The sequence below is a fragment of the Agromyces mediolanus genome, assembly GCF_014648575.1.
Lineage (GTDB): Bacteria > Actinomycetota > Actinomycetes > Actinomycetales > Microbacteriaceae > Agromyces > Agromyces mediolanus.
Window position 1 is genome coordinate 1153999 of the sequence record NZ_BMRJ01000001.1, and the last position, 25310, is coordinate 1179308.

The window sequence follows — 25310 nt, forward strand, 5'->3', positions numbered from 1 at the left end:
AAGGCGCCGAGGAAGCCGCGCAGGTACTCGGCGAGGCCCTCGTCGGTCACGCGGCCGTCGACGAGGAGGCCCTCGGTCGCGTGCACGAAGGTCTCGGGCTGGCCGAGCGTGGCCGCGTTCAGGTTGCCCAGGATGCCACGCAGGTGCTGCTGCGCCGCGGCCGTGCCGATCGAGCCGATCGAGGCGCCGGTGACCGCGACGGGCTTGCCGTCGAAGGCGTTCTGGCCCCAGGGGCGGGCGGCCCAGTCGAGCGCGTTCTTCAGCACGCCGGGGATCGAGCGGCTGTACTCGGGCGTCACGATCAGCACGCCGTCGACGTCGGCGATCGCCTGCTTGAAGTTCTGGGCGACCAGCGGGTAGTCGGCGTCGTAGTCGGGCGAGTAGAAGGGCAGTTCGGCGATGGGGATCTCCACGAGGCGCACGCCCTCGGGGGCGAGGTTCGCGAGGGCCTTCGCGTACTCGCGGTTGACCGAGGTGCTCGAGATGCTGCCGACGAGGTAGCCGATGGTGGTCACTGGTGCTCCGATTCCTGCCGGGCTCCGTGCCCGGCCATCAGGACGCAACGGGATACCATGCGAACGTATTCCCGGCTCGGCCGATCCGCCGTCGAAGTCGTCGGTCTCGCGACATCCGGGCGGCCGGAATCAGTCCGCCGAGAGCGTCTCCACCCGGCCGTTCAGCGCCGCGGCATCCTCGTGCCAGAGCGCGACCACCCGCTCGGCGAAGCGCTCCTCGAGCCCCTCGAGCGCCTTCACCCGGAAGGTGACCGCCGCGCCGCGGTCGCCGGCCTTGCCGAGACCCTGCGCGACGCTCTGCATCCACGACTCGCTCGCGGCCTTCACCGCGGTGTAGTTGGCGCCGCCCGCGGTCGGGTGCTCGACGGTCGTCGAGGAGATGATCGTGATCCGCCCGGCGGGGGAGCCGACGAGGTCGTCCCACAGCGCCCGGCTGAGGTGGCGCAGCGCGGAGAAGGAGCGCTCGAGGACGCGGTAGTCCTCTTCGGTCTGCCCGGGCAGCCCGCCGCCGCCCCGCCAGCCGCCGACGAGGTGCACGACGCCGTCGACGTCGCCGACGCGGCCGTGCACCCGCATCGCGAGCGGCCAGACCTGCTGCTGATCGGTGAGGTCGGCGAGCTCGGTGACGAGCCCGGGGAGCTCGTCCGCCATCGCCTCGAGCCGCCCTCGGTCGCTGCCGACGGCGACCACCACGGCGCCCGCGTCGAGCAGGGCGCGCGCGACGGCGCGGCCCGAGGCGCTCGTCGCGCCCGCGATCAGCACGACCCGGCCCGCGGGCCCGTTCGTCGAGTCATCCACCATGTCGTTCTCCATCCGCTCGCCCCGCGCTCGCCGCGCTCGCCGTGTTCCATCGAAAGCGAATCACCCCGAGCGCCGGAACGGAAGCTCCGTGCGCCCGGGGTGATCCGGTGAATCCAGTGCTCAGGCCTCGTCGGCGCCCGTGATGCCGACCGTGGACTCGATGACCGGCTTCATCTTCTTGTCGAGCGCCTCGAAGAACATCGACAGCGGGAACTCGTCGTCCATCACGAGGTCGGTGTAGCCCTTCGGCGGGCCCGCGAGCACCTCGCGGGGCAGGCCCTCGGCCCACACCGACGCGGGGTTCGGCGTCACCACCGAGGTGACGAGCTCGTACGCCTTCAGCCAGTGCACCGTCTTCGGGCGGTCGATGGACTCCCAGTAGAGCTGGTCGATCGCGTCGCCGAGCTCGACGACCGCGTCGGCGACGGCGTCCCAGTCGAAGCTCAGCTCGACGTCGCGCCACTCCAGCACGTGCTTCTGGTGCAGCCACGCGAACAGCAGCTGCCCGCCGAGCCCGTCGTAGTTGCGCACCCGGCTGCCGGTGATCGCGAAGCGGAAGATGCGGTCGAAGATGACCGCGTACTGCACGAGCTTGCCGGTCGAGCGCATCTGCTCCTCGACCTCGGTGAGCTCCTCGCCGGCCGCGAGGCGGGCGTCGAGCGCGCGCTGGATCTTGACCGACTCGCGGAAGGCGGTCAGGTCGCAGCGCAGCTCCTCCAGCGAGTAGAGGAAGAACGGCATCCGCTGCTTGATCATGAACGGGTCGAACGGCAGATCCCCGCGCATGTGGGTGCGGTCGTGGATGATGTCCCACATCACGAAGGTGCGCTCGGCCAGCTGCTGGTCGTCGAGGAGGCTCGCGGCATCGTCGGGCAGCTCGAGCTTCGTGATCTCGCTCGCGGCGCGAACGACGCGACGGTAGCGGGCGGCCTCGCGGTCCTGGAAGATCGCGCCCCAGGTGAACTGCGGGATCTCGCGCATCGCGACCGTCTCGGGGAAGAGCACCGCCGAGTTGGTGTCGTAGCCGGGCGTGAAGTCGACGAGCCGCAGGCTCACGAAGAGCTTGTTGCCGTAGTCGCCGGCCTCGAGGGCGGCGATGAACTCCGGCCAGATGGTCTCGACGACGAGCGCCTCGACGTGGCGGTCGGAGGAGCCGTTCTGCGTGTACATCGGGAACACGACGAGGTGGCGGATGCCGTCGACGCGGTGCCGCTGCGGCTGGAACTCGACGAGCGAGTCGAGGAAGTCGGGGATGCCGAAGCCGGCGCCCTGCCAGGTGCGGAAGTCGGCCTGCAGCGCCGTCAGGTACGCGGCCTCGTGCGGGAAGCGCGGGGCGAGCGCGGCGACGGACTCGACGATCGTGTCGACGAGCGCGGATGCCTCGGGGCGGTCGGTCTCGACCGGCACCGAGCCGTCCTTCACCTGGAGCGCCTGCAGCCGGGTCGCCGCGTCCTTCAGCGCCAGCCAGGCGGGGTCCTGCTCGACCCCGGCCGCGAGGGCGATCGTCTCCGGCGTGACCGCGTCCTCCAGGACCTCGGGTTCGCCAACGATGGTGTCAAGAGTGGTCTGTGACATTCGGAACCTCCCGTCGTCGTGGTGGTCTGCGGCAGCGCAGAATCGCCGCCCATCCCAGGGTAGGCGCACGCGCTCCGCGATTGGTTGCGGTGCGACGCGGGAATCTTGCGCCGATCGAACGATCCACGCTGGCGATCGCCTGCCCGCACACGAATCCGATAGCGGAGGCATAGGGGATGCATAGCGGGCGTGCGTACCGTCGCTCGAGGCCGGGCGACGGACTCCTCCGCACCGGCCCGGCGCACCGGCATCCGTCTCGGCGTCCGCCGAACTCGACCAGACGAAACGAGTCCCTCATGACCCACTCCCGCCCCTCCGCCGCCGTCGCCCTCGTCGTGCCGACGATCGCCCTCGCCGGCTCCGCCGTCGTCACGGTGATCGGCGCGATGTGGACGTCGCAGGCGAACGCCACGCTCAACGCCGCGCTCACGAGCGGCACCGGCACCGCCGTCGACGTCTACGGCAGCCAGTCGGAGATCGTCGTGTCCTCGGGGCTGCTCACCGGCGGCATCGTCGGCCTCGTCGTCTCGCTCGCGCTGTTCGCCGTGCTGATCGGCTTCGGCGCGCTCTCGCGCCGGGTGCCCGCGCCGGTGCTCGTCACCGAGCCCGCCGAGTCCGAGGCGGTGCTCGTCGAGGAGGTCGTGGTGGAGGAGGCCGCGCCGGCCGAGCCTGCCGACCCGGCCAGCCCGACCGACCCCGCAGCGCCGGCCGACCCGGCCGCACCGCGCGCCTGATCCCGGGTCGCGCGTCGACGGCGCCGGACCGCCGGACGCGCCCCGGTCGTGGAGCGGCGGGTGGCGGTACGGTGCAGGCATGACCGAGGGCCTGCGCACCGCCGCCGAGGTGCGGGCCGCGCTCGCCGCGGCGTCCTCCCCCGAGCGCGCCGCCGGCGCCGCCCGCTTCTTCAAGACGGGCCCCGGCGAGTACGCCGAGGGCGACGTCTTCATCGGGGTCACGGTGCCCGCGACGCGCGCCACCGTGCGGCGCTCGCTCGCGCTGCCGGCCGCGGAGACCGCCGAGCTCGTCGCGAGCCCGATCCACGAGGAGCGTCTCGCCGGGCTGCTCGTCATGGTCGAGCGCTTCCGCCGGGCCGGGCGGCCGCGCGGGCGCGACGACGCGGTGCGCCGCGCCGAGCACGAGGCGTACCTCGTGGCTGTGCGCGCCGGCCGGGTCGACAACTGGGACCTCGTCGACGCGAGCGCCGAGGTGCTCGTCGGCGAGGTCGTCTACCCCGGCCCGAGCGCCGACGAGCCGCTGCCGCCGCTCGTCGCGGAGCTCGCGGCCTCCGCCTCGCTCTGGCAGCGCCGGGTCGCCGTGCTCGCGACCTTCGCGGCGATCAAGGGCGGGGACGCCGCGCCCACCCTCGCCATCGCCGAGCGGCTGCTCGACGACCGCGAACCGCTGCTGCACAAGGCCGTCGGCTGGATGCTGCGCGAGGTGGGCAAGCGGGTCGACCGGACCGCGCTCACCGGCTTCCTCGACCGCTTCGCCGCGCGGATGCCGCGCACGATGCTGAGCTACGCCTGCGAGCACCTCTCGCCCGAGGAGCGGGCGCGCTACCGGGCCCTGCGCTGAACAGGGCTGGTGCGCGACCGGTCGCAGGTGCAGGCTGGACCCGGATGCGCGGCGCCGCTCCGCGCCGCCTCGGAGCAGGAAGGATCGCGCCATGCAGATCGAACCCATCCACCACGAGCCGCCCTACCGGGTGGGCGTGTTCATCGGCAGCCTCGCGAGCGACTCGATCAACCGGCAGCTCGCCGGGGCGCTCGAGCGCCTGGCCCCGCCGGAGCTCGAGTTCCACGAGATCGTCTACCGCGAGCTGCCGCTCTACAGCCGGGACTACGACGCCGACTACCCGCAGGTGGCCCGCGACTTCAAGGCGGCCATCCAGGCATCGGACGCGCTGCTCTTCGTCACGCCCGAGTACAACCGCTCGTTGCCGGGGCCGCTGAAGAACGCGATCGACTGGGCGAGCCGGCCCTGGGGGCAGAACGTGCTCACCGGGCGGCCGAGCGCGGTGATCGGCGCGTCGACCGGCGCGATCGGCACCGCGGTCGCGCAGCAGAGCCTGCGCAGCATCCTGAGCTTCTCGAACGCGCCGCAGATGAACTCGCCGGAGGCCTACCTGCAGTTCACGCCGGGGCTGATCGGCCCGGACGGCGAGGTGACCGTCGAGAGCACCGAGGAGTTCCTCGCGACGTTCATGCGCCGCTTCCTCGAGTTCACGACGCGCGTGCTGACGGTGCTGCCGCGCCCCGACTGAGCTTCACCCCCGACTTGCCGGACGTTCATGGAAGTCGGGCAAGTCGGAAGGGTGCGAGTCCGGTCAGCGCCGTCCGCGGCTCAGGCCCACTTCCGGACGGCCCAGCGCTCGAACAGGCCGACGACCGCGTCGGTCAGCTTGCCGAGCACGGCGAGCAGGATGATCGCGAGGAAGATCCGGTCGATCCGGCCGTTGTTGCCCGAGTCCACGAGCAGGAAGCCGAGGCCCATCGAACTCGCGATGAGCTCCGCGGCGACGAGGAACAGCCACGACTGCGCGAGCGCGAGCCGCAGCGCCGAGACGACCGAGGGCACCGCCGCGGGCAGCTGCACCACCGAGAGCAGCCGCACGCCGCGCAGGCCGAACGCCCGCCCGGCCTCGAGCAGCTGCCGGTCGACGTGCCGCAGCGCCGCCGCGACGATCGTGTACACGGGGAAGAAGGCGCCGATCGCGATGAGCACGACCTTCGACTCCTCGCCGATCTTCAGCCACAGGATGAGCAGCGGCACCCAGGCGAGCGAGGGCACCGCGCGGATCGCGCCGAGCGTCGGCGACAGCAGGATGTCGCCGAGCTTCGACAGCCCGACGACGGCACCGACGACGAGGCCGAGCGCGGCGCCGACGGCGAAGCCGATGAACACGCGCTGCGTCGAGATCGCGATGTAGAGGCCGAGCAGGCCGCGCTCGGCGAGATCGACTCCGGCCGTCCACACCATCTCGGGGCTCGGCAGCATCGAGACGGGCACGGCGCCCGAGGTCGAGGCGAGCTGCCAGGCGACGAGCAGCACCAGGGGGAGCAGCGCCCCGCCCGCGATGCGGAACCAGCGCCGGTCGACGAGGCGGCGGCGCGGGGCGACGCCGGATGGCCCGGCCGGGCCGACGCCGTCGGCTCGGGGGTCGGATGCCTCGCGCCGGTCGATCCCGGAGACGCCGAGCGGCCCGGCGGCGGCGACCGCGAGGCCGCGGTCCGCGACGGGCGCGTTCGACTGCCGATCGACCGAGGTCACGCCCGCGCGCCCGAGCCCGGCGCCGGCGCGGCCGGTGCCGGGGCCGGTGCTCGTGAGCGCATCGCCGCGCGAGGCATCCGCCGTCATCGGAGCGGCCTTACTCGAAGCGCGACGCGTCGGCCTTGGCGGCGAACGTGTCGTTCACGATCGAGGCGAGCGCCTCGTCGACCTGCTGCTGGCTGGCGACGTCACCGAGCTCGACGAAGATCGGGCCGATCTTCTCGAGCACCGCGATCTGCGCGTCGCCGGGCACGTGGTCGACGTCGAGGTTCGTGCGCTCGTCGATCACCTTGGTGGCCACGGCGAGGTCGAGGCCCGCGACGTCGGCGAGGATCTGCGCGGTCTCTTCGGGGTTCTCCTCGGCCCACTGGCGGCCGTGCTCGTACGCGTCGACGACGGCCTGGGCGACCTCGGGCTTGTTCTGGATGAAGTCCTCCGTGGCGTTCAGGAAGCCGTAGGAGTTGAAGTCGACGTTGCGGTAGAAGAGGCTCGCGCCCTGCTCCTCGGCGCCGGCCATGATCGGGTCGAGGCCCGCCCAGGCCTGCACGGAGCCGTTCTGCAGCGCGGCCCAGCCGTCGGCGTGCTGGAGGTTCTGCACGGTGATGTCCGAGGCCTGGAGGCCCTCGGCCTCGAGCGACTGCAGCAGGAAGAAGTACGGGTCGGTGCCCTTCGTCGCCGCGACCTGCGTGCCCTTCAGATCGGCGACCGAGGAGATCCCGGTGCCGTCGACCGTGACGAGCGCCGCCCACTCGGGCTGCGAGAAGAGGTCGATGACCTGGATGGGCGAGCCGTTCGAGCGGGCCAGCAGGGCGGCGGAGCCCGCGGTCGAGCCGACCTCGATCGCGCCGGCGCGCAGCGCCTCGTTCGCCTTGTTCGAGCCGGCCGACTGCACCCAGGTGACGTCGAGCCCGGCGTCCTCGAGCCAGCCCTGGTCCTTGATGACGAGGCTCAGCGGGTTGTAGGTGGCGAAGTCGATCGCGAGGGTCTGGCCCTCGAGCGAGCCCGACTCGGCACTCGGGGCCGGCTCGGCGGCCTGGCCCTCGCCGGCGACGCAGCCGGAGAGCAGCAGGGCGCTCGCCGCGGCGCCCGCGACGAGCGCGGTGCGGATGAGACTGGTGCGGGACATGTGACTCCTCGGGGGTGGGGTGCAGACGGGGCCCGGCGCGCTCAGTAGGGGAACGCCGGGATGGTGCTGGTGGACTGGATGCCGCGGGCGGCGCCGTGCCGGTCGATGCCGAGCCCGTCGAGCAGGCGGCCGCGGAGCTCGGCGAGCTCGGCGGAGCCGCGGTCGCGGGGCCGGGTGCCGGGCACGACGACGGTCTGGCGGATACTCGCTCCCGGCGTCGCGTCGGTGTCCGCCTCGGCGCCGAGCACGACGATGCGGTCGGCGAGCTGCAGCGCCTCGTCGACGTCGTGGGTGACGAGGAGCACGGTCGTGGGCTCGGCGGCGTGGACCTCGAGCAGCAGGTCCTGCATGCGGAGCCGGGTCAGGGCGTCGAGCGCGCCGAAGGGCTCGTCGAGCAGCAGCACGTGCGGCGAGCGGGCGAGCGCCCGGGCGAGCGAGGTGCGCTGCGCCATCCCGCCGGAGATCTCGCGCGGGCGGTGCTCGGCGAACTCGGCGAGCCCGACGAGTTCGAGCAGGCGGGCGACGTGCGCCCGGCCCGCGGCGCGCGGGGTGCCCCGGGGCAGGCCGAGGGCGACGTTCTGGGCGACGGTGCGCCACGGCAGCAGCCGGGGCTCCTGGAAGCCGATCGCACTGCGCGCGTCGTAGTCGGCGACGGGGCTGCCGGCGATCGTGACCCGCCCGCTCGTCGGCCGGTCGAGGCCGCCCGCGATGCGCAGCAGGGTCGACTTGCCGCAGCCGCTCGGGCCGAGGATCGCGAGGATCTCGCCGGCCTCGACGACGAGGTCGACGTCGCGGAGCACCGGCCGGGCGCCCGCGGCGGTCGGGAACGCGCGAGCGACGCCGCGGAACTCCACGGGCAGCGCGGCTGCGCTCGTGCTCGTCGGCGTCGCTGGCATCTGGGCTCCCGGGTTCCGGGCTCGCCGGAACCGAACGGCGGCGCCCATCGGGGGAGATCAGCGCGCAGGGCGGTGGTGGATGCCCCGACGGTACCCAGCCGACGCCCGCGCTGTCAGCCCGTCACGACCCATGGCGTAACACGGGGCGCGCGGAACCGCGGGCTCGTCAGCCGAAGATCATCGGCAGGTCGCCGTCGTCGTCGCCGCCGAGGTCGAGCTCGACGAGCACCGGCACGTGGTCGCTCGGCGCGTCGCCCTTGCGCTCGTCGCGGTGGATCGACGCGCTCGTGACGGCCTCGGCGAAGGCCTCGGAACCGAGGATGAAGTCGATGCGCATGCCCTCGTTGCGGGGGAAGCGCAGCTGCTTGTAGTCCCAGTAGGTGAACAGGCCCTCGGGCACGCGGGCGCGCACCACGTCGCTGACGCCGGCGTTCTCGAGCGTGAAGAACGCCTCGCGCTCGGCGGGGGAGACGTGCGTCGTCTGGCCGACGATCACGGTGGGGTCGCCGTTGTCGACGTCGAGCGGGGCGACGTTGAAGTCGCCCATGAGGGCGAACGGCACCTCGGGGTGCGCGCTCGTCTGGGCGCGGGTGTACTCGGTGAGCGCCGCGTACCAGTCGAGCTTGTAGGTGTAGTGCGGGTCGCCGAGGGCGCGGCCGTTCGGCACGTACAGGCTCCACAGCCGCACGCCGTCGACGGTCGCGCCGATCGCCCGGGCCTCGCGGGGCAGGTCGGGACCTTCGTGGCCCTTCAGGAAGCCGGGCATGCCGGGGAACTCGTGCTCGACGTCGTGGATGGGCGAGCGGCTCGCGATGGCGACGCCGTTCCACTGGTTGAGGCCGTGGATCGCGAGCTCGTAGCCGGCCTGCTCGAACGCCTCGTGCGGGAACTGCTCGGGCTTGCACTTGATCTCCTGCATCGCGAGCACGTCGACGTCCTCGCGCACCATCCAGTCGACGACACGGCCGACGCGGGTGCGGATCGAGTTGACGTTCCAGGTGGCGATGCGCATGGGATCCAGCGTATCCGCCGCATCCGACGCCGCCGGCACGGGCAGGGGCGGCCGGGCGGCGCCGCGCGATCAGACGCTGACGGACTGCATGAGCAGCACGAGGAACCAGATGAACGTCACGCCGCCGAGCACCAGGCCGACGATCGAGGTGACGAGGCTTACCGAGGCCACTTCGTGCCCGGCGCCCGGCTGAGCCGAAGGCCCTGGAGCGCGAAGAGCAGCGGGATGAAGCTCCCCAGCATCGAGTAGCTCCACTCCCCGCCCGTCGACCCGATCGAGGCGGCCATCCAGACGAGCGCGGCGCCGGCGACCACGGCGATCGTGCCGCAGACCCGTGCCGAGATCTCGTCGCGCGACGCTCGGGACTGCGACATTGCGGCTCCTCCTCGTGCTCGGCCAGGACTTTGGAAGTGTACCCAGCCGAATCGCCCGGCTGCCGCCCGCCCGGCATTGCTGCCATGATCGAAGCCGAGCGAGGAGGCGACGATGGGATTCAGCGTCGAAGGTGTCGAGGGCATCGGCGAGATCACGGCGGGCGCCGATCTGGCGGCGATCATCGCGGGGGCCGCCTCGCTCGAGCACGGCGACATCCTCGTCGTGACCTCGAAGATCGTCTCCAAGGCCGAGGGTCGGATCGTCGAGGCATCCGACCGCGAGGCGGCGATCACCGCCGAGACGGTGCGCGTCGTCGCGACGCGCGAGTACGACGGCGGCGTCACCCGCATCGTCGAGAACCGGCAGGGCATCGTCGGCGCCGCCGCGGGCGTGGACGCCTCGAACTCCCCGGACGGCACGGTGCTGCTGCTGCCCGTCGACCCCGACGGCTCGGCGCGCGCGCTCGCGACCGGGCTGCGCGAGCTCACCGGCCGCCGCGTCGGCGTCATCCTCTCCGACACGCTCGGCCGTCCGTGGCGCGAGGGGCAGACCGACATCGCCATCGGGGCGGCCGGCGTGCACGTCTTCGACGACCTGCGCGGACAGGTGGATGCCTCGGGCAAGGCCCTCGCGGTGACCATGCCGTGCGTCGCCGACGAGATCGCGGGCGCCGGCGAGCTCGTGAAGGGCAAGAGCGCCGGGGTGCCGGTGGCCGTCGTGCGCGGGCTCGATCGCTACGTGGGCGACCTCGACCTGCCCGGCGCACGGTCCATCCAGCGGCCCTCCGACCGCGACCTCTTCCGGCTCGGCGCCGACGAGGCGTACGACGAGGGGTACCGTGCGGGCTTCGACGAGGCGCAGGCGGAGGGCGGCGAGCGCTGAGCGAGGGGCGTGCCGCAGCGGGAGCGCCGCGGTTCCGAAATCTTGGATCCAATTTGCGTGCCCGGCGCCCATCCATCCGCTAGCCTCGTCGCCATGAGCGAACGCGAGACCCGCACCGCCGGAGCGAGCGCGCCGAGCGCCGAAGCGCTGCAGAAACTGGCCGGTCGGCACCAGGCGGGATACCGCTCGGTCGGCACGATGGCGTACGACATCCTGCGCGACGCGATCCTCGACGGCACGCTCGCCCCCGGGCAGAAGCTCCGCCAGGAGACCCTCGCCGAGACGATCGGCGTGTCGCGGCTGCCCGTGCGCTCGGCGCTCATCCAGCTCGAAGCCGACGGTCTCGTCGAGTTCCACGCCCGGCGTGGCGCGGTCGTGAAGGCCCTGTCGGCGGAGCAGGCGCGCGAGGTCTACGACATCCGCGTGCTGCTCGAGATCGATGCGCTGCGGCACTCGATGGACGAGATGACGCCCGAGCGCATCGCGCGCCTGCGCGAGCTCGGCCGGACGGCCGACGCCGAGGAGGAGGGCGCCGACTTCGTCGACGCCCGCACCCAGTTCTACGCGGAGCTCTACGGCGCGGCCGCCCGCCCGGTGCACTGGGAGATGATCGAGCAGCTGCGGCTGAAGGTCGGCCGCTACGTGCTCGGTTGGCGGCTCGTCGGCGGCGGCGAGCACGGGCATTCGCACGAGGAGCTCGTCGCGGCCGTCGAGGCGGGCGACGCGGATGCCGCGGCCGAGGTGCTGCGTTCGCACCTCACCGGCGTGCGGGACGCCGTGCTCGCCATGCTCTCCGCCGAGGGCGGCGCCGCCGCGCGCTGAGTCGGTGCCCGCTGAGGCGGTGCGCGCTGAGGCGGTGCGCGCTGAGGCGGTGCGCGCTGAGGCGGTGCGCGCTGAACCGCCGCGGCGACGACCGGCGCTGGCGCACTTGCTTTTGGATCCAGTATCCGAAAGACTGTCCCCGCGGGAGGTGGACCCGCCTCGCGAGTTCGCTCGCGTGACGCCGGTACGACGACGCGTCAGGATGGAGGGGTGTCAGTGCACATCGGTTACGCCGCCATGCTCGAGCAGTTCCCTCCGTCCGACGCGGTCGCCTTCGCCGCTGCGGCGGAGCGTCACGGCTTCAGCGGCACCATGGCCACCGATCCGTTCCAGCCGTGGTTGCCGCGTCTCGGCCAGGCCTCGCATGTGTGGAGCGTGCTGGGTGCGGTCGGCGCGGCAACCCGGGGCGACCTCGGGCCCGGCGTCACGACGCCGACGTTCCGCATGCACCCCGCGGTCGTCGCCCAGGCGAGCGCGACGCTCGCCTCGATGTACCCCGGCCGGCACTGGCTCGGCATCGGCTCCGGCGAGGCGATCAACGAGCACGTCGTCGGCGCGTACTGGCCCGAGCCCCCCGACCGCATCGCCCGCATGTTCGAGGCCGTCGAGCTCATCAAGAAGCTCTTCGCCGGCTCGATCGCCGGGCGCGACGTGCGCCACGCCGGCCCCAGCTTCAAGATGGAGTCCACCCGGCTGTGGACCATGCCGAAGACGGCCCCCGAGATCTACATCGCGACCGCCGGCCCCGTCACCGCGCGGCGGGCCGGCCGGGTCGCCGACGGTCTGATCACGCAGAGCGGCCCCTCCGAGCGGCTCGAGGTGCTGCTCGCGCGCTTCGCCGACGGCGCCCGCGACGGCGGCCGCGACGCGGCCAAGATGCCCCGCGTGCTGCAGCTGCACCTCTCCTGGGCCGCGACCGACGAGGAGGCGATGCGCAACGCGCTCGCCGAGTGGCCGATCGCCGGCATGCGCTTCGGGCGCGGCGACATCCGCTCCCCCTTCGAGGTCGAGCAGCTCGCCCGCACCGTGCGGCCCGAGGACTTCGCGGGCCGCATGGTCGTCTCCGCCGACCCCGATCTGCACCGGGCCGAGATCCAGCGCCACCTCGACCTCGGCTTCGACCGCATCTACCTGCACAACGTCGGCCGCAACCAGCTCGAATGGCTCGAGGTCTTCGGCCGCGAGGTCCTGCCGGGGCTGCGGCCATGAGCGGCGGCGACTGGGTGGTCGTCATCCCCGTGAAGCTCTTCGCCGCGGCGAAGTCGCGGCTGCGCCCGCAGCTCGGCGACGAGCAGCGCGCGGCCCTCGCCCGCGCCTTCGCGCTCGACACGGTGGATGCCGTGCGCAACGCCGAACGCGTCGCCGAGGTCGTCGTCGTCACCGCCGAGCCCGAACTCGGCGCGGAACTCGCCGCGCTCCCCGACGTCGAGCTCGTGCCCGAGTCGGGCGAACCCGGCCTGACCGCCGCGATCGAGCTCGGCATCGCGCACGTCAGGCACGGCGGCGGGCGGCACCTCGCGGTGCTCCTCGGCGACCTGCCTGCGCTTCGCTCCGCCGCGCTCGACGGGGCGCTCGAGGCCGCCTGCGGCCACCGGCTCGCCTTCGTGGCCGACCTCGAGGGCACCGGCACGACGCTCGTCACCGCGCTCGCCGGCACGGGCCTCGAGCCCGGCTTCGGGCCCGACTCCGCCGCCGCGCACCGGGCCGCCGGCTTCGCCGACCTCGCCGCGATCGGCAGCATCGACCTCGGCCTGCGGCGCGACGTCGACACCGTCGAGGCGCTCGAAGCGGCCCTCGGGCTCGGCGTCGGCCCGCGCACGGCCGAGGTCGTCGCCGCCTTCGCCGACGAGGCGCTGCCGCATGCGCCGGCCGAGGCATCCGATCCGCCCGCCCCGGACGCCGCGGAAGCCCCGGCGGCCCCCGCACGTTCTCAGTGATCAGCAGTTCCCAGCAGAAGGAGACCAATCGTGACCCTCACCCTCGGGTACAAGGCCAGCGCCGAGCAGTTCGACCCCCGCGAGCTCGTCGAGATCGCCGTCGCCGCCGAAGGCCACGGCATGGAGTCGGTGTTCGCGAGCGATCACTTCCAGCCGTGGCGGCACACGGGCGGCCACGCACCGTTCTCGCTCGCCTGGATGGCCGCCGTCGGCGAGCGCACGAGCACGGTGAAGATCGGCACGAGCGTGATGACGCCGACGTTCCGCTACAACCCCGCGGTGCTCGCGCAGGCCTTCGCCTCGCTCGGCGTGCTCTACCCCGACCGCATCATCGCCGGCTTCGGCTCGGGTGAGGCGCTGAACGAGATCGCCACCGGCTTCCGCGGCGCGGGCGAGCAGGACTGGCCCGAGTTCCGGGAGCGCTACGCCCGGCTCCGCGAGTCCGTGCGCCTCATGCGCGCGCTCTGGAACGAGGAGGGGCAGGTGAGCTTCGAGGGCGAGTACTACTCGACTCACGACGCCTCGATCTACGACCGGCCCGAGACCGCCGTGCCGATCTACATCGCCGCGGGCGGACCGCAGGTCGCCAAGTACGCCGGCCGCGCCGGCGACGGCTTCATCTGCACCTCGGGCAAGGGTGCCGAGCTCTACGCCGAGCAGCTCATGCCCGCCGTGAAGGAGGGTCTCGCGGCGCGCACCGACGGGCGCACCTTCGACGAGTTCGATCGGATGATCGAGATCAAGCTCTCCTACGAGGAGACCGAGGAGGCCGCCCTCGACAACACCCGGTTCTGGTCGCCGCTCTCGCTCTCGAAGGAGCAGAAGCACGACATCACCGACCCGGTCGAGATGGAGCGGGCCGCCGACGCGCTGCCGATCGAGCAGATCGCGAAGCGCTGGATCGTCGGCACCGACCCCGACGCCGTCGTCGAGCAGATCGGCCAGTACATCGACTGGGGCTTCAACCACCTCGTGTTCCACGCGCCCGGCCACGACCAGCGCCGCTTCCTCGAGCTCTTCGAGCGCGACCTGGCGCCGCGCCTCCGCGTCCGCGGCTGAGGCGGCCGCACGCGAGCTCCGGGCCCGGCGCGTGGGTGAGCGCGCCGGGCCCGGCCCGGGCACCGGCCCGCCGTGTCAGACTCGTGACATGACGGCGACGGGCTGGACGGTGCGCGAGGGGCGGGCCGAGCTCGAGATGTCGGCGCTGCGCGCCCGCAGCGGGGTGATGCACGCGGTGCTCGCGGCCGCGCTCGTGCTCGCCGCGGGGGCGGTCGTCACCGCGTTCTTCGTGGTCGATGCACGCGGCGGGGTGATCGGCCCGCAGCCGCTGCTGCTCCTCGGCGGGGTCGTGTTCCTCGCCGTCGCCGGCCTCGGCATCGTGGTCGCGCGGCCGTTCCGCCGCCGGGGGGTGCTCTCGATCAGCACCGGTTCGATCCGATGGCGCGATTCCCGCGGCGAGCTCATCGTGCCCCTCTCGCAGGTGCACCGGATCACGGTGCGCCGCCGGTTCCTCCCCGGGATCGACGTGGATGCCGGGCGTCGGAGCTGGGGGCTGCGCACCTCGGCGTCCATCCTGGATGCCGCGCGCGACGACATGCGACCGCTCTCGGCCCGCGCCCGGCGCGCCCTCGACGAGGCGGGGTTCGTGCCGAGCCCGAACGGGAACGTCACCGTCTGGGAGCGGGCGTAGTCGAGTGCCGAGCCCGCCCGCTCAGTGCAGGCCGGGGCGGTTCACGCTCGGCGGGATCGCGCAGTAGTCGTAGAAGTAGCGGCTCGGTGCGCCCTCGTCGGAGAGGTCGACGATGACGTTCGCGCCGGAGTGCGGCAGCTCGTCGCCCGCGAGGGTCCAGACCGAGAAGTGCCAGATGCCGCGCACCGCGTCGTCGAGCAGTCCCTGGCCGTCGACCACGAGCACGGCGTCGGCTCCGGCATCCTCGCCCGCGCGGAAGGGTTCGACCGTGCCGCTGCGGAGCTCCGGCTCGGTCACCGCGCCGAGCGAGCGGCGCACGACGTCGTCGCCGGATGCCCCGGCGATCGCCTGCGCCAGGGCGTCGGCGAAGCGGGCGGCGCGCCCGGCATCCGCCCCGTCGACCGCGACGAGGCGTCGTCCGCGATTCGCGTTGTGCAGGAACTCGGCGGCGATGCCGTCGACGACCGATTCGCTCACGCCTCCAGGCTACGCGCTCGGGGTGCCGCCGGTGCCGGCCGGGACCGCGCCGGGGGCCGCCGTCGCCGCCTCCGCGGCCGCCCCGCCGGCGACTGCGACGAGCGGCCGGCCGGTGATCGGGTGGTCGATGATCTCGGCGCGGACGCCGTAGACCTCGTGCACGAGCTGCGCCGTCAGCACCTCGCGGGGCGGCCCTGCGGCGACGACCCGCCCCTCGGCGAGCACGAGCACGTGGTCGGCGTAGGCCGCCGCCTGGCTGAGATCGTGCAGCGCCGCGACGACCGTCAGCCCGCCGCGGGCGAGGCCGGCGAGCAGCTCGAGCGCGACGAGCTGGGCTGAGAGGTCGAGGTGGTTGGTGGGCTCGTCGGCGAGCAGCAGCTCGGGCTCCTGAGCGAGGGCGCGGGCGAGCGTGATGCGCTGGCGCTCGCCGCCCGAGAGCTGCCCGATCTGGCGCTCGCCGAGGTGCGCCGCGCCGCTCGCGGCCAGGGCGTGCGCGACCAGGGCGTGGTCGCGCGGACCGGCGGGCGCGAAGGCGCCGAGGTGCGGTGTGCGGCCGAGCAGCACGGCCGCCGAGACGGTGAGCTGCGGGTCGAGCTCGGCCTGCTGCTCGGCGAGGGCGACGAGGCGGGCGCGTTCCCGTCGGCGCATCCGGCCGAGTTCCCGGCCGTCGAGGGCGAGTGCGCCGTCGTCGGCCCGTTCGATCGCGGCGATGAGGTGCAGCAGGGTGGACTTGCCGGCCCCGTTCGGCCCGATGAGCGCGGTGAGTGCGCCGCCGGGCAGCGTCGCGTCGACGCCGTCGATGATGGTGCGGCCGCCGCGGGTGAAGCGCACCCGATCGAGATCCAGGGTCATGCGTTCCTCCTCGAGCGGAGCAGTGTCCCGGTCATGCCGTCCTCCTCGAGCGGAGCAGCAGCCACGCGAGTGCTGCGCCTCCGCCGATGTGGTGCTCGCCGGTCATGCGTTCCTCCTCGAGCGGAGCAGCAGCCATGCGAACACCGGGCCGCCGATGAGGGCCGTCAGGATGCCGACCGGCAGCTCGCGCGGATCGAACAGGGTGCGCGCCCCGGTGTCGGCCCAGACCAGGAAGATCGCGCCCGCGATGGCCGAGAGGGGCAGCAGCGCGCGGTGGCCCGGGCCGATGACGAGGCGCACGGCGTGCGGCAGCACGAGGCCGACGAAGCCGATCGAGCCGCTCACCGCGACGAGGGCGCCGGTGAGCAGCGCGGTGCCGCCGAGGAGCAGCGCCCGGCTGCGGGCGACGTGCACGCCGAGCGCCGCGGCGCCGGACTCGCCCACCGCGAAGGCGTCGAGCGTGCGGGCGCTCGCGATGAGCGGCGCGCCGACCACGAGGAGCGCGCCGCCGGCGATCGCCACCGACGTCCAATCGGTGCCCGAGAGCGAGCCGAGCAGCCAGTTGAGGATCTCGCGGTAGCTGTCGTTCGTCGCGCTCCAGAAGATGACGAGGCTCGTGATGGCCCCGAACACGCTCGTGACGGCGACGCCGGCGAGCACGGTCGTCGTCGGGGCGAGCCGGCCGCCGCGCCCGGCGGCCAGGGCGAGGCCGAGGGTCGCGACGAGCGCGAGCACGGCGCCGCCGAAGGCCGCGAGCGGCAGCAGCAGTCCCCAGCCGAGCACGAGCACGACGACGGCGCCGACGGAGGCGCCGGAGGAGAGCCCCAGCAGGTAGGGGTCGGCGAGCGGGTTCCGGGTGATGGCCTGCATCACCGCGCCGCACAGCGCGAGGCCCGCCCCGACGGCCGCGGCGGTGAGCACGCGCGGCATCCGCAGCTGCCAGACGATGCCGTCGCGCAGCGGCGACAGCGTCGGCTCGCCGAAGCCGAGGTGCGCGGCGAGGCTCGCGAGCACCTCGCCGGGGGAGAGGTCCGCCGGGCCGAGCGTGACGGCGACGACGAGGGAGACCGCGAGCAGCACGAGCCCGACCAGCCCAGCCGCGAGGGCGCGGCCGCCGCCCCGCCGCCCGCGCGAGGCGGGCCCGCGCGAGGCGGGCCCGCGCGAGGCCGTGCCGCCCGGGACCACACCCGTCGGCGCGGCGCGCAGCCCGTCGACCCCGGCCGGGCCCGTAGCCCGCACCGTCGTCTCCGTCCGCCCGGCCGCGCGCATCAGCCCGCCAGCGTCCCGAGCTGCTCGACGAGCGACTGCACGGCCGAGACGTTGCGCACGCCCGCCTCGGTCGCGGGGAAGTCGACGACGAGGAAGCGCTGCTGCGCGACCGCCGGCAGCGCCGCGGTCACCGGGTTCTGCTGCAGCAGCTCGATCTTCGACGCGGCGGTGTTCCAGGGCGCGTCGACGAGCACGATCACGTCGGGCTCGGCGTCGACGATCGCCTCCCAGCTCATCGAGGTCCAGGTGTCGCGCACCTCGGCGGCGACGTTCTCGAGGCCGGCGGCGTCCATGATCATCTGCGGGGCGCCGATGCCCGCGCCGACGAAGGGCGTGTCGCTGCCTGAGCTGTACCAGAGCGCGGTGAGCCCGTCGGCGTTCGGCTCGACGGCGTCGAGCGCGGCGCGCTGCTCGGCGACGAGTTCGGCCGCGGCATCCGGCACGTCGAAGATCGCGCCGAGCTCCTCGAACTCGCGGAAGACCTCGTCGAAGGTGAGCGGGTCGGGCATGTAGCCGGCGCCCTTGCAGGCGGCCGGGGCGACGTAGCTCGCGACGCCGAGCGCGGCGAGCTGCGAGCGCTCGCCGGCGCCCTCGGCGGAGAGGTTCGACTCCCAGCCGGCGTAGACGAGATCGGGCTCGAGCTCGAGGGTGGCCTCCTGCGAGGGCACCTTGTCCGAGACGGCCGGCACGCCGGTGAGCGCGTCGGCGTACTCCTCGGGCACCGGCCCGTCGCTGAAGGCCGTGCCGACGACGCGGTCGCCGAGGCCGAGCGCGAGCATGAGCTCGAGCGTGGAGGACTTGATCGTGACGACGCGCTCGGGCGCGGCGTCGAAGGTGACCTCGGTGCCGCAGTTGTCGAGCGTGAGCGGGTAGCCGCTCGCGGCCGGGGCGGATGCCTCGGGGCGCTCGGCCGAGGCGGGCGCGGCGCAGCCGGCGAGCGCGACGGTCGAGGCGACGGCGAGGCCGAGCGCGGTCGCGACGAGCGCGGGGCCGCCGAGGCGGGCGCCGCGGGCCGAACGGCGGGGACGGGTGGGACTGGTGGTCATGCGGGGTCTCCTGGGCAGGGGCGAGCGATGGGGAATCCGACGAGGTCGGCGACTCGCGGCCCAATCCCGGACCACTGACACCGGGCAATCCCGCCCGGCCGTCGCAGAAGAGCTTAGCTCCGAGCACGATCTCGGATCAATACTGGATTCTGGATCCAAGATACGACATGATGGGCTCGGCGGGCCCGATCGGAAGCTTCCGATCGACACCGCGGATGCCGATTCATCCGCCGCGTGCCGGGCCCCGCGCAAGGAAGCGTCGAGATCCGGGAGGACCCGCATGAGAAGCACAGGCGTCGAGTTCTACAGCGAGGGCGATCGCATCGCCGCCATCTGGCGCACGCCCGAGACGCCGGGCCCGTACCGGGCCATCGTGCAGGGGCCGGGGTGGCTCGGCCTCAAGGACGCGAAGCTCTACGTGCGCTACCACGAGGCGCTCGTCGCGGCCGGCTTCGCCGTGCTCGTCTTCGATTACCGGGGCTTCGGCGACTCCGAGGGCGACCGGGGCATCCTCTCGCCCGCGCGCCAGCTGCAGGACCTCGTGAACGCCGTGAGCTACCTCACCACTCGCGACGACGTCGTCGCCGACGCCATCGGCGTCTTCGGCACCGGCGGAACCGGCGGCGGCAACGCCGTGCTGCTCGCCGACGTCGACCCCCGCGTGAAGGCGGCCGTCAGTCAGGTGCCCGTCGCCGACGGCACCGACTGGCTGCACCGCATGCGCGAGGAGCACGCCTGGCTCGCCTTCCTCGCGAGCCTCGAGGAGGACCGCCGGCTGCGCGTCGCCACGGGCCAGGGCCGGCTCGTGCACCCCCGCGAGGAGATCATGGTGCCGACCCCCGAGCGCCGCGCCACGAACATCAAGGCCGACGTCGACGACCGCATCCCCAGCGCCATCCCGCTGTCCTGCGCCGAGGAGATCCTCGCCTACCGCCCCATCGACGCCGCGAACCGCCTGCGCACCCCGCTCCTCGTGATCGGTGTCGAGGGCGACGCGACCACCCCCACCGACCACGCCGAGGCCCTCTACGCCGCGGCGAAGGGGCCGAAGCAGCTGATCATGCAGCGGCACACCACCCACTACGCGGCCTACGACCGCTACTGGGAGCAGACCACCCCGCTCATCGTCGACTGGCTCGACCGCTACGTGCGGCCGAGCGACGTCGTCGTGCGCACCACCACCTCGCCCGAGCAGGGCGAGACCATCGAGCTCATGGAGGCACCGAAGTGACCATCGACCTCAGAATCGCCGGCGGCACCGTCGTCACCCCCGCCGGCCCCGAGCGGGCCGACGTGCTCGTGCACGACGGCCGCATCGCCGGCCTCGTCGGCCCCGACGTCGCGATCGACGCCGCGCGCACCGTCGACGCCACCGGGCGCCTCGTGCTCCCCGGGATGGTCGACGTGCACGTGCACACCCGCGAGCCCGGCTACGAGCACAAGGACGACATCCTCACCACGACCCGCCAGGCGGCGGCCGGCGGCGTCACGACCATCTTCGGCATGCCGAACCTGAACCCGCCGACCGTCGACGTCGAGACCCTCACCGACGTGTTCGAGCGCTACGCCTCGACCTCGATCGTCGACTGGAACCACAACCCCGCGCCGACGAAGTTCGACGAGATCGAGCCGATGGCCGAGATGGGCATCAACGCCTTCAAGATCTACATGGTCGTCGACACGGGCCGCACCTACCCGCACCCGGCCGGCACGGGCATCCACGACCACGGCCACCTGCTGCAGATCATGGACCGCATCGCGAAGACCGGCAAGCGCTTCATCGTGCACCCGCACGACCAGGCGCTCATGGACTACATCGAGGGCGAGGTGCTCGCCCGCGGCGAGAACACGCCGCAGGGCTACGCCTCCGCGTACGCCGCCCGCGAGGGCGTCATCTGGGACACGGCGATCGACGTCGTGCTGCGGCTCGCCGAGGCATCCGGATGCCCCGTGCACATCGCGCACATCCAGACCCGCCGCTCGATCGAGGCGGTGCGCCGGGCGAAGGCCGCCGGCATCGACGTCACCTGCGAGGTGAACCACTGGGCGCCGTTCCTCTCCACCTGGAACGACGTCGAGACCCTCGGGCCGTACGCCCTCTCCTACTGGGTGCCCGACGACAACCGGGCCGCCATCTGGGAGGGCATGCGCGACGGCACCATCGACATCGCGAGCTCCGACCACGCGCCGCACACGCGCGAGGAGAAGGAGATCGGCTGGACCGAGATGTGGAGCGCGCACACCGGCACGCCCGGCATCCAGTACTACTACGAGCTCATGCTCGACGCCGTGAACCGCGGCGAGCTGACCCTCGAGCGGGCCGTCGACATGGTCGCGACCATCCCCGCCGACAAGTTCGGCCTCGCCGGCGTCAAGGGCACCATCCAGGTCGGCGCCGACGCCGACCTCGTCATCGCCGACCCCGCCCACGAGTGGACGATCACGAACGACGACGTGCTCTCGAAGATCGGCTGGACCCCGTACGACGGGCGCACCATCAGCGCCCGCATCGAGCGCACCCTCGTGCGCGGCCAGGACGTGTACGCCGACGGCGAGGTCGTCGGCGCCCCCGGTCACGGAAAGCTCGCGGCCGCCCCGGCCGCAGCACATGCGGCACGCGCCGCCGAACCCGCGCTCGCCGCGAAGGAAGGGAACTGACACATGAAATTCGGACTGCTGCTGCCGCACTTCGGCGAAGAGGCGAGCAAGGAGAAGCTGCTCGAGGGCTCCAAGCGCGCCGAGGAGCTCGGCTTCGACTCGGTCTGGGTGCGCGACCACCTGGTGTTCGAGCCGCACGGCGAGATGGAGAAGCCGAACCGCACCTTCTACGACGCGCTCACGACGCTCACCGCGATCGGCGCCGTCACCGAGAAGCTCGAGCTCGGCACCGGGTCGCTGATCCCGTTCCGCCACCCGCTCGTCACCGCCCTCATGGCCGGCACGATGACCCAGCTCCTCGGGCCGCGCCTCATCCTCGGCTTCGGCGCCGGCACCTTCGACCACGAGTTCGAGGCGATCGGCTGGGGCGACCTCAACCGCGTCGACATGGTGCGCTCGAACGCCGAGATCCTGAAGCGGGTCTTCACCGAGAACGACGTCACCTACGACGACGGCATCTTCTCCTTCGAGAACGTGACGATCGAGCCGAAGCCCGTCGGCGGCAGCGTGCCGTTCTGGTACTGCGGCGCGACGCCGCGCTCGGCGCGCCTCGCGGCCGAGTACGCCGACGGCTGGATGCCGGGCCGCATCTCCCTCGCCTCGATGGCCAAGCGCATCGAGGTCATGAAGGAGATGACGGATGCCTCGGGCCGCCCGATGCCGACCGTCGCCGTCATCCCGCCGACCTCGATCGAGGAGACCCGCGAGGAGGCGCTCAAGCACGTGAACGTGCCCGGCCTGCTCGCCTGGGCCAACAAGGCCAAGTTCGCCGTCAAGCCGCCGTCGGGTAGCTTCGAGACCGTCGAGGACCTGGAAGGCCAGCTCATCGTCGGCAACCCCGATGAAGCGGTCGCCGAGCTCAAGAAGTTCGAGGCGACGGGCGTCGAGCACGTCGTGTTCGACTTCCGGTTCAAGTTCGACAAGTTCTTCGACCAGATCGAGCTGCTCGGCAGCGAGGTGCTGCCGAAGATGCGCTGACGCGGCAGCTCCGCCGCGCCCCCGAAATGGAGAATGAGATGACGACGACGTCAATCGAACGGAACGAGGCGGGTGCGCCGCTGATCTCGGTGCGCGACCTGTCGGTGAGCTACGACGTAGCGCGAACGGGCAAGCGGCTGACGGCCATCGAGGGCGTGGACCTCGACGTGCACGAGGGTGAGTTCATCACCGTGCTCGGGCCGTCGGGGTGCGGCAAGACGACGTTCATGAACGTCGTCGCGGGACTGGTGAAGCCGACGACGGGCACGGTGCTCGTCGGCGGCTCGCCGGTCACCGGGCCCGGGCCGGACCGCGCGGTGGTGTTCCAGGACTACGCGCTGCTGCCGTGGCGCACGGTCTTCGACAATGTGAAGTTCGGCCTCGAGATGCAGAAGGAGCTGAAGGGCGCCGGCTGGCGGGAGCGCGTGCAGGAGGCGATCGAGCTCGTCGGGCTCGCCGGCTTCGAGCAGTCCTACCCGCGGGAGCTCTCCGGCGGCATGCAGCAGCGCGTGGGCCTCGCCCGCGCGGTCGTGGCGGAGCCGCGCATCCTGCTCATGGACGAGCCGCTCGGCGCCGTCGACGCCCTCACCCGCGAGGTGATGCGCGACGAGATCGAGAAGCTCATGGCGGCCACCGGCAAGACGGTGCTGTTCATCACGCACTCCATCGAGGAGGCCATCCTCCTCGGCGACCGGATCGTGGTGTTCAAGAGCCACCCCGGCGCCATCAAGGAGATCATCGAGACCGGGCTCGAGCGCCCGCGCTCCGAGCGCAGCATCCAGCACGACCCGCGCTTCCTCGAGCTGCGCGACCACCTCTGGGACGCCCTGCAGGGCGAGGCCACGGCGGCGGCGGTCTCGAAATGAGCGCCTTCCTCGCCGCCGGGCCGAACCTCGGCCGGGGCGGCATCGGCGCCTGGCTCGCCGGACTCAGTCCGGCGGGCAAGGCGGGCGTGCTCGCGATCGAGGTCGTGGTCATGCTCGTCGTGTGGCAGCTCGTCGTCGGCGTGTTCGGCTGGATCAACCCCGTGTTCCTGCCGCCGCCCACCGCGATCGCGCAGGGCTTCGTCGAGCTCGTCGCGGGCGGCACGCTGTGGCCGAACATGCTGATCTCGGCGCAGGCGTGGCTCATCGGCTTCGCGATCGCCGCGGTGATCGCGATCCCGGTCGGCCTGCTGATGGGCAGCTCGCTGCCGATGGACCGCGTCGTCGGGCCGATCGCGTGGACGATCTACGCGACCCCGACGATCGCGTACCAGCCGCTCGCGAAGGCCTGGTTCGGCTTCGGCATCGGACCGGTGATCTTCCTGGTCGCGGTAAGCGCGCTGTTCCCGATCCTGTTGAACGTGGCGGCGGGCATGCGCACCACGAACGCCTCGATCATCCGGGCGGGCAAGGTGTACGGCGCGAGCCGCACGCAGTTGTACCGCTCGGTGTACCTGCCGTCGACGGTGCCGTTCCTCTTCGCCGGGCTCCGGCAGGCGGTCGTGCTCGCGACGATCGGCATGGTCGTGGCGGAGCTCGCCGGCTCGGCCTCCGGCATGGGCGCGCTCATCATCAAGGCGGCCAACACGTACCAGACCGACCAGGCGTTCGCCGCGATCGCGATCGTGGTGGCGTGGAGCGTCGGGATGACCCAGGTGGTGACCCTCGTCGAACGATGGGCCGCCCCGTGGACGAGGAAGGGCCGGCGATGACCGTCACCAGTGCGACCGGCACGATGCGCATCGTGCGCCCCCGGCGGGTGATCCGGCGGAGCGAGGCCAAGTGGACCTGGCTGCTCGTCGGCGTCATCGCCGCCATCCTGCTGATCTGGGAGGCCGCGGTCAGCTGGCTGCAGCTCATCCCGGCGTCGTTCCTGCCGCCGCCCTCGGCGATCGCGGTGTCGTTCGGCAAGCTGCTCGTCGACCCGGAGTTCTGGGGCGCGTTCGGCTACAGCCTCGGCAACGTCGCGATCGGCCTCGTCATCGCCGTCGTGGTCGGCGTCACCGTCGGCCTCGCGGTCGGCTGGTCGCCGGTGCTGCGGTTCACCGTCGCGCCGTTCCTCTGGCTGCTGTACTCGACGCCGAAGGTGGCGCTCGCGCCGCTGTTCATCCTCGGCCTCGGGCTCGGCAGCGAGTCGAAGATCGCGCTGGTGTTCCTGTTGGCGGTGTTCCCGATCATCCTGAACACGATGGAGGGCGCCGTCACGGTCAGCACCTCGCTCGTGAACGCGGGCCGGGTGTACGGGGTGAACGGCGTCGCCCTCGGCTGGAAGATCATCGTGCCGGCGACGCTGCCGTACAGCCTGTCGGGCATCCAGCGTGGCGCGGCGCTCGGCTTCACGGGCGAGGTGCTCGGCGAGTTCCTCGGCGGCACGGGCGGGCTCGGGCACATGCTCGAGTACGCCGCGTACCAGTTCCAGATGGACGACGCGATCGCCATGGTCATCGTGATGGTGATCATCGCGAACCTGACGCTGCTGCTCATCTCCACGCTGCGACGCCGCCTGGCGCCGTGGTACGACGACCGGAAGATCGCGGGGGCCTCCTGATGCACAAGCAGATCGTCGTCCCCGAGGGCGTGTACCCGCCCACGGCGGACTTCAGCCAGGCGATCCGGGTCTCCGGCGGGGACCTGGTGTTCCTCAGCGGGATCATCGGCATGCGGCCCGACGGCACGATGCCGGCCGAGCCGGCGGCGCAGATCGAGCTCGCCTTCGAGAACCTCGTGAGGGTGCTCGAAGCGGCCGGGGCGACGGCGGCGGATGTCGTGAAGGTGAACGTGTTCGTGCGGGACGACTTCCAGCTCGTGCGCGACGAGCTGCGGGCCATCCGCGCCCGGTACTTCACGCACGACTTCCCGGTGTCGACGCTGATCCAGGTCGCCGGTTTCGCCGGACCCGACTACCGCTTCGAGATCGAGGCGATCGCGGCGGTGCCCTCGGGCTGAGTCGCGGCGCTGCGTGCTCGGCGCTGCGTGCTCGGCGCTCGTGGCGAGAGACTGCCGGCCCCCGTTTCATGCGCGATGACGGGGGCCGGCTTCGTCGTGCCCGCCCGGCCCCTCCCCCTCCCCCCTTCCGCCACCCTCCCGGCAAGACGTCACTATTCGTGGGCGCGCGGGCGCCGCCACCCACGAATAGTGACGTCTT

Annotated in this window: 27 protein-coding genes and 1 pseudogene; 16 read left to right on the forward strand and 12 right to left on the reverse strand. The window is 72.7% G+C overall.

All coding sequences use genetic code 11. The features are described from left to right. From IEY71_RS05520 to IEY71_RS05530, 3 genes are all read right to left on the reverse strand, one after another. A partial coding sequence (locus IEY71_RS05520) for an NADPH-dependent FMN reductase (protein ID WP_189084258.1) occupies positions 1-515 on the reverse strand: 515 nt, incomplete at its 3' end. A gap of 129 nt (positions 516-644) precedes the next feature. Then, entirely contained in the window at positions 645-1316 is a 672-nt protein-coding gene (locus tag IEY71_RS05525) for an SDR family NAD(P)-dependent oxidoreductase (RefSeq protein ID WP_189084259.1), read from the reverse strand. Positions 1317-1436: 120 nt separating this feature from the next. Beyond that, positions 1437-2891, reverse strand: coding sequence for a DUF6421 family protein (locus IEY71_RS05530; protein WP_189084260.1), 1455 nt, complete (start codon positions 2889-2891; stop codon positions 1437-1439). A 296-nt stretch (positions 2892-3187) separates the two neighbouring features. Between IEY71_RS05530 and IEY71_RS05535 the strand changes: the two genes are divergently transcribed. The 3 genes from IEY71_RS05535 to IEY71_RS05545 all read left to right on the forward strand — a co-directional run bounded on the left by IEY71_RS05535 (position 3188) and on the right by IEY71_RS05545 (position 5154). Beyond that, positions 3188-3625, forward strand: a complete 438-nt coding sequence (locus tag IEY71_RS05535) for a hypothetical protein (protein WP_189084261.1) — start codon at positions 3188-3190, stop codon at positions 3623-3625. A 79-nt stretch (positions 3626-3704) separates the two neighbouring features. Then, entirely contained in the window at positions 3705-4466 is a 762-nt protein-coding gene (locus IEY71_RS05540) for a DNA alkylation repair protein (protein WP_189084262.1), read from the forward strand. A 91-nt stretch (positions 4467-4557) separates the two neighbouring features. Beyond that, positions 4558-5154, forward strand: a complete 597-nt coding sequence (locus tag IEY71_RS05545) for an NADPH-dependent FMN reductase (RefSeq protein ID WP_189084263.1) — start codon at positions 4558-4560, stop codon at positions 5152-5154. An 80-nt stretch (positions 5155-5234) separates the two neighbouring features. On the opposite strand, the gene IEY71_RS05550 is transcribed toward IEY71_RS05545, so the two are convergent. From IEY71_RS05550 to IEY71_RS05570, 5 genes are all read right to left on the reverse strand, one after another. Beyond that, positions 5235-6248, reverse strand: a complete 1014-nt coding sequence (locus IEY71_RS05550) for an ABC transporter permease (protein WP_189084264.1) — start codon at positions 6246-6248, stop codon at positions 5235-5237. A gap of 10 nt (positions 6249-6258) precedes the next feature. Continuing rightward, positions 6259-7287, reverse strand: a complete 1029-nt coding sequence (locus tag IEY71_RS05555) for an aliphatic sulfonate ABC transporter substrate-binding protein (RefSeq protein WP_189084265.1) — start codon at positions 7285-7287, stop codon at positions 6259-6261. A 41-nt stretch (positions 7288-7328) separates the two neighbouring features. Continuing rightward, the gene (locus IEY71_RS05560) at positions 7329-8183 is read right to left on the reverse strand and encodes an ABC transporter ATP-binding protein (protein WP_189084266.1); all 855 of its coding nucleotides are present in this window, start codon (positions 8181-8183) and stop codon (positions 7329-7331) included. Between the two features lie 166 nt (positions 8184-8349). Beyond that, positions 8350-9195 carry an exodeoxyribonuclease III gene (locus tag IEY71_RS05565; RefSeq protein WP_189084267.1) on the reverse strand — a complete coding sequence of 282 codons (846 nt, stop codon included), beginning with the start codon at positions 9193-9195 and terminating at the stop codon, positions 8350-8352. Between the two features lie 158 nt (positions 9196-9353). Then, complete coding sequence (locus IEY71_RS05570; RefSeq protein ID WP_189084268.1) at positions 9354-9569, reverse strand: hypothetical protein; 216 nt, start codon at positions 9567-9569, stop codon at positions 9354-9356. Positions 9570-9681: 112 nt separating this feature from the next. Between IEY71_RS05570 and cofE the strand changes: the two genes are divergently transcribed. The 6 genes from cofE to IEY71_RS05600 all read left to right on the forward strand — a co-directional run bounded on the left by cofE (position 9682) and on the right by IEY71_RS05600 (position 14901). Continuing rightward, entirely contained in the window at positions 9682-10452 is a 771-nt protein-coding gene (gene cofE / locus IEY71_RS05575; RefSeq protein ID WP_189084269.1) for a coenzyme F420-0:L-glutamate ligase, read from the forward strand. A gap of 93 nt (positions 10453-10545) precedes the next feature. Next, on the forward strand, positions 10546-11274 hold the full coding sequence (locus IEY71_RS05580; protein WP_189084270.1) for a GntR family transcriptional regulator: 729 nt from the start codon (positions 10546-10548) through the stop codon (positions 11272-11274). 210 nt (positions 11275-11484) lie between these two features. After that, the gene (locus IEY71_RS05585) at positions 11485-12483 is read left to right on the forward strand and encodes a TIGR03557 family F420-dependent LLM class oxidoreductase (protein WP_268243554.1); all 999 of its coding nucleotides are present in this window, start codon (positions 11485-11487) and stop codon (positions 12481-12483) included. Next, a complete protein-coding gene (cofC, locus tag IEY71_RS05590) occupies positions 12480-13211 on the forward strand; it encodes a 2-phospho-L-lactate guanylyltransferase (protein ID WP_189084271.1) in 732 nt (243 codons plus the stop codon). The genes IEY71_RS05585 and cofC overlap by 4 nt, the downstream gene beginning before the upstream one ends. A 30-nt stretch (positions 13212-13241) precedes the next feature. Beyond that, positions 13242-14270: a glucose-6-phosphate dehydrogenase (coenzyme-F420) gene (gene fgd, locus IEY71_RS05595; RefSeq protein WP_229781535.1), complete on the forward strand. Its 1029-nt coding sequence runs from the start codon at positions 13242-13244 to the stop codon at positions 14268-14270. An 88-nt stretch (positions 14271-14358) separates the two neighbouring features. Continuing rightward, entirely contained in the window at positions 14359-14901 is a 543-nt protein-coding gene (locus IEY71_RS05600; protein WP_189084272.1) for a hypothetical protein, read from the forward strand. A gap of 21 nt (positions 14902-14922) precedes the next feature. On the opposite strand, the gene IEY71_RS05605 is transcribed toward IEY71_RS05600, so the two are convergent. The 4 genes and pseudogenes from IEY71_RS05605 to IEY71_RS05620 all read right to left on the reverse strand — a co-directional run bounded on the left by IEY71_RS05605 (position 14923) and on the right by IEY71_RS05620 (position 18545). Further along, positions 14923-15378: a nucleoside/nucleotide kinase family protein gene (locus tag IEY71_RS05605; RefSeq protein ID WP_229781536.1), complete on the reverse strand. Its 456-nt coding sequence runs from the start codon at positions 15376-15378 to the stop codon at positions 14923-14925. A 342-nt stretch (positions 15379-15720) separates the two neighbouring features. Next, a pseudogene (locus IEY71_RS18605) lies at positions 15721-16230 on the reverse strand (ABC transporter ATP-binding protein); the annotation flags it as partial. Positions 16231-16332: 102 nt separating this feature from the next. Further along, entirely contained in the window at positions 16333-17436 is a 1104-nt protein-coding gene (locus IEY71_RS05615) for a putative F420-0 ABC transporter permease subunit (protein WP_373292256.1), read from the reverse strand. 62 nt (positions 17437-17498) lie between these two features. Then, entirely contained in the window at positions 17499-18545 is a 1047-nt protein-coding gene (locus IEY71_RS05620) for a putative F420-0 ABC transporter substrate-binding protein (RefSeq protein WP_189084275.1), read from the reverse strand. Positions 18546-18825: 280 nt separating this feature from the next. On the opposite strand from IEY71_RS05620, the gene IEY71_RS05625 reads away from it, so the two are divergent. Genes IEY71_RS05625 through IEY71_RS05655 form a run of 7 tightly spaced genes read left to right on the forward strand, consistent with a single transcriptional unit; the run spans position 18826 to position 25111 of the window. Then, positions 18826-19776, forward strand: a complete 951-nt coding sequence (locus tag IEY71_RS05625; RefSeq protein ID WP_189084276.1) for an alpha/beta hydrolase — start codon at positions 18826-18828, stop codon at positions 19774-19776. Next, positions 19773-21203, forward strand: a complete 1431-nt coding sequence (locus IEY71_RS05630) for a dihydroorotase (protein WP_189084277.1) — start codon at positions 19773-19775, stop codon at positions 21201-21203. Before IEY71_RS05625 ends, IEY71_RS05630 begins: the two co-directional genes overlap by 4 nt. Before the next feature lie 3 nt (positions 21204-21206). Further along, positions 21207-22181 (forward strand): LLM class flavin-dependent oxidoreductase, encoded by a 975-nt coding sequence (locus IEY71_RS05635; RefSeq protein ID WP_189084278.1) that lies wholly within the window; start codon positions 21207-21209, stop codon positions 22179-22181. Between the two features lie 38 nt (positions 22182-22219). Beyond that, a complete protein-coding gene (locus IEY71_RS05640) occupies positions 22220-23047 on the forward strand; it encodes an ABC transporter ATP-binding protein (RefSeq protein WP_189084279.1) in 828 nt (275 codons plus the stop codon). Then, positions 23044-23877, forward strand: coding sequence for an ABC transporter permease (locus tag IEY71_RS05645; RefSeq protein ID WP_189084280.1), 834 nt, complete (start codon positions 23044-23046; stop codon positions 23875-23877). Before IEY71_RS05640 ends, IEY71_RS05645 begins: the two co-directional genes overlap by 4 nt. Beyond that, positions 23874-24713 carry an ABC transporter permease gene (locus tag IEY71_RS05650; protein ID WP_189084281.1) on the forward strand — a complete coding sequence of 280 codons (840 nt, stop codon included), beginning with the start codon at positions 23874-23876 and terminating at the stop codon, positions 24711-24713. The genes IEY71_RS05645 and IEY71_RS05650 overlap by 4 nt, the downstream gene beginning before the upstream one ends. Then, positions 24713-25111: a RidA family protein gene (locus IEY71_RS05655; RefSeq protein WP_189084282.1), complete on the forward strand. Its 399-nt coding sequence runs from the start codon at positions 24713-24715 to the stop codon at positions 25109-25111. The genes IEY71_RS05650 and IEY71_RS05655 overlap by 1 nt, the downstream gene beginning before the upstream one ends. Positions 25112-25310: the final 199 nt, after the last annotated feature.

What these genes read in the sequence shown, in the direction of transcription:
- IEY71_RS05570 (WP_189084268.1), bottom strand. Translation starts at nt 9,569, where the DNA reads ATGTCGCAGTCCCGAGCGTCGCGCGACGAGATCTCGGCACGGGTCTGC.
- IEY71_RS05550 (WP_189084264.1), bottom strand. Translation starts at nt 6,248, where the DNA reads ATGACGGCGGATGCCTCGCGCGGCGATGCGCTCACGAGCACCGGCCCC.
- IEY71_RS05525 (WP_189084259.1), bottom strand. Translation starts at nt 1,316, where the DNA reads ATGGTGGATGACTCGACGAACGGGCCCGCGGGCCGGGTCGTGCTGATC.
- IEY71_RS05540 (WP_189084262.1), top strand. Translation starts at nt 3,705, where the DNA reads ATGACCGAGGGCCTGCGCACCGCCGCCGAGGTGCGGGCCGCGCTCGCC.
- IEY71_RS05580 (WP_189084270.1), top strand. Translation starts at nt 10,546, where the DNA reads ATGAGCGAACGCGAGACCCGCACCGCCGGAGCGAGCGCGCCGAGCGCC.
- IEY71_RS05545 (WP_189084263.1), top strand. Translation starts at nt 4,558, where the DNA reads ATGCAGATCGAACCCATCCACCACGAGCCGCCCTACCGGGTGGGCGTG.
- IEY71_RS05555 (WP_189084265.1), bottom strand. Translation starts at nt 7,287, where the DNA reads ATGTCCCGCACCAGTCTCATCCGCACCGCGCTCGTCGCGGGCGCCGCG.
- cofE (WP_189084269.1), top strand. Translation starts at nt 9,682, where the DNA reads ATGGGATTCAGCGTCGAAGGTGTCGAGGGCATCGGCGAGATCACGGCG.
- IEY71_RS05600 (WP_189084272.1), top strand. Translation starts at nt 14,359, where the DNA reads ATGACGGCGACGGGCTGGACGGTGCGCGAGGGGCGGGCCGAGCTCGAG.
- IEY71_RS05640 (WP_189084279.1), top strand. Translation starts at nt 22,220, where the DNA reads ATGACGACGACGTCAATCGAACGGAACGAGGCGGGTGCGCCGCTGATC.
- IEY71_RS05565 (WP_189084267.1), bottom strand. Translation starts at nt 9,195, where the DNA reads ATGCGCATCGCCACCTGGAACGTCAACTCGATCCGCACCCGCGTCGGC.
- IEY71_RS05535 (WP_189084261.1), top strand. Translation starts at nt 3,188, where the DNA reads ATGACCCACTCCCGCCCCTCCGCCGCCGTCGCCCTCGTCGTGCCGACG.
- IEY71_RS05650 (WP_189084281.1), top strand. Translation starts at nt 23,874, where the DNA reads ATGACCGTCACCAGTGCGACCGGCACGATGCGCATCGTGCGCCCCCGG.
- cofC (WP_189084271.1), top strand. Translation starts at nt 12,480, where the DNA reads ATGAGCGGCGGCGACTGGGTGGTCGTCATCCCCGTGAAGCTCTTCGCC.
- IEY71_RS05645 (WP_189084280.1), top strand. Translation starts at nt 23,044, where the DNA reads ATGAGCGCCTTCCTCGCCGCCGGGCCGAACCTCGGCCGGGGCGGCATC.
- IEY71_RS05560 (WP_189084266.1), bottom strand. Translation starts at nt 8,183, where the DNA reads ATGCCAGCGACGCCGACGAGCACGAGCGCAGCCGCGCTGCCCGTGGAG.
- IEY71_RS05655 (WP_189084282.1), top strand. Translation starts at nt 24,713, where the DNA reads ATGCACAAGCAGATCGTCGTCCCCGAGGGCGTGTACCCGCCCACGGCG.
- IEY71_RS05635 (WP_189084278.1), top strand. Translation starts at nt 21,207, where the DNA reads ATGAAATTCGGACTGCTGCTGCCGCACTTCGGCGAAGAGGCGAGCAAG.
- IEY71_RS05625 (WP_189084276.1), top strand. Translation starts at nt 18,826, where the DNA reads ATGAGAAGCACAGGCGTCGAGTTCTACAGCGAGGGCGATCGCATCGCC.
- IEY71_RS05620 (WP_189084275.1), bottom strand. Translation starts at nt 18,545, where the DNA reads ATGACCACCAGTCCCACCCGTCCCCGCCGTTCGGCCCGCGGCGCCCGC.
- IEY71_RS05530 (WP_189084260.1), bottom strand. Translation starts at nt 2,891, where the DNA reads ATGTCACAGACCACTCTTGACACCATCGTTGGCGAACCCGAGGTCCTG.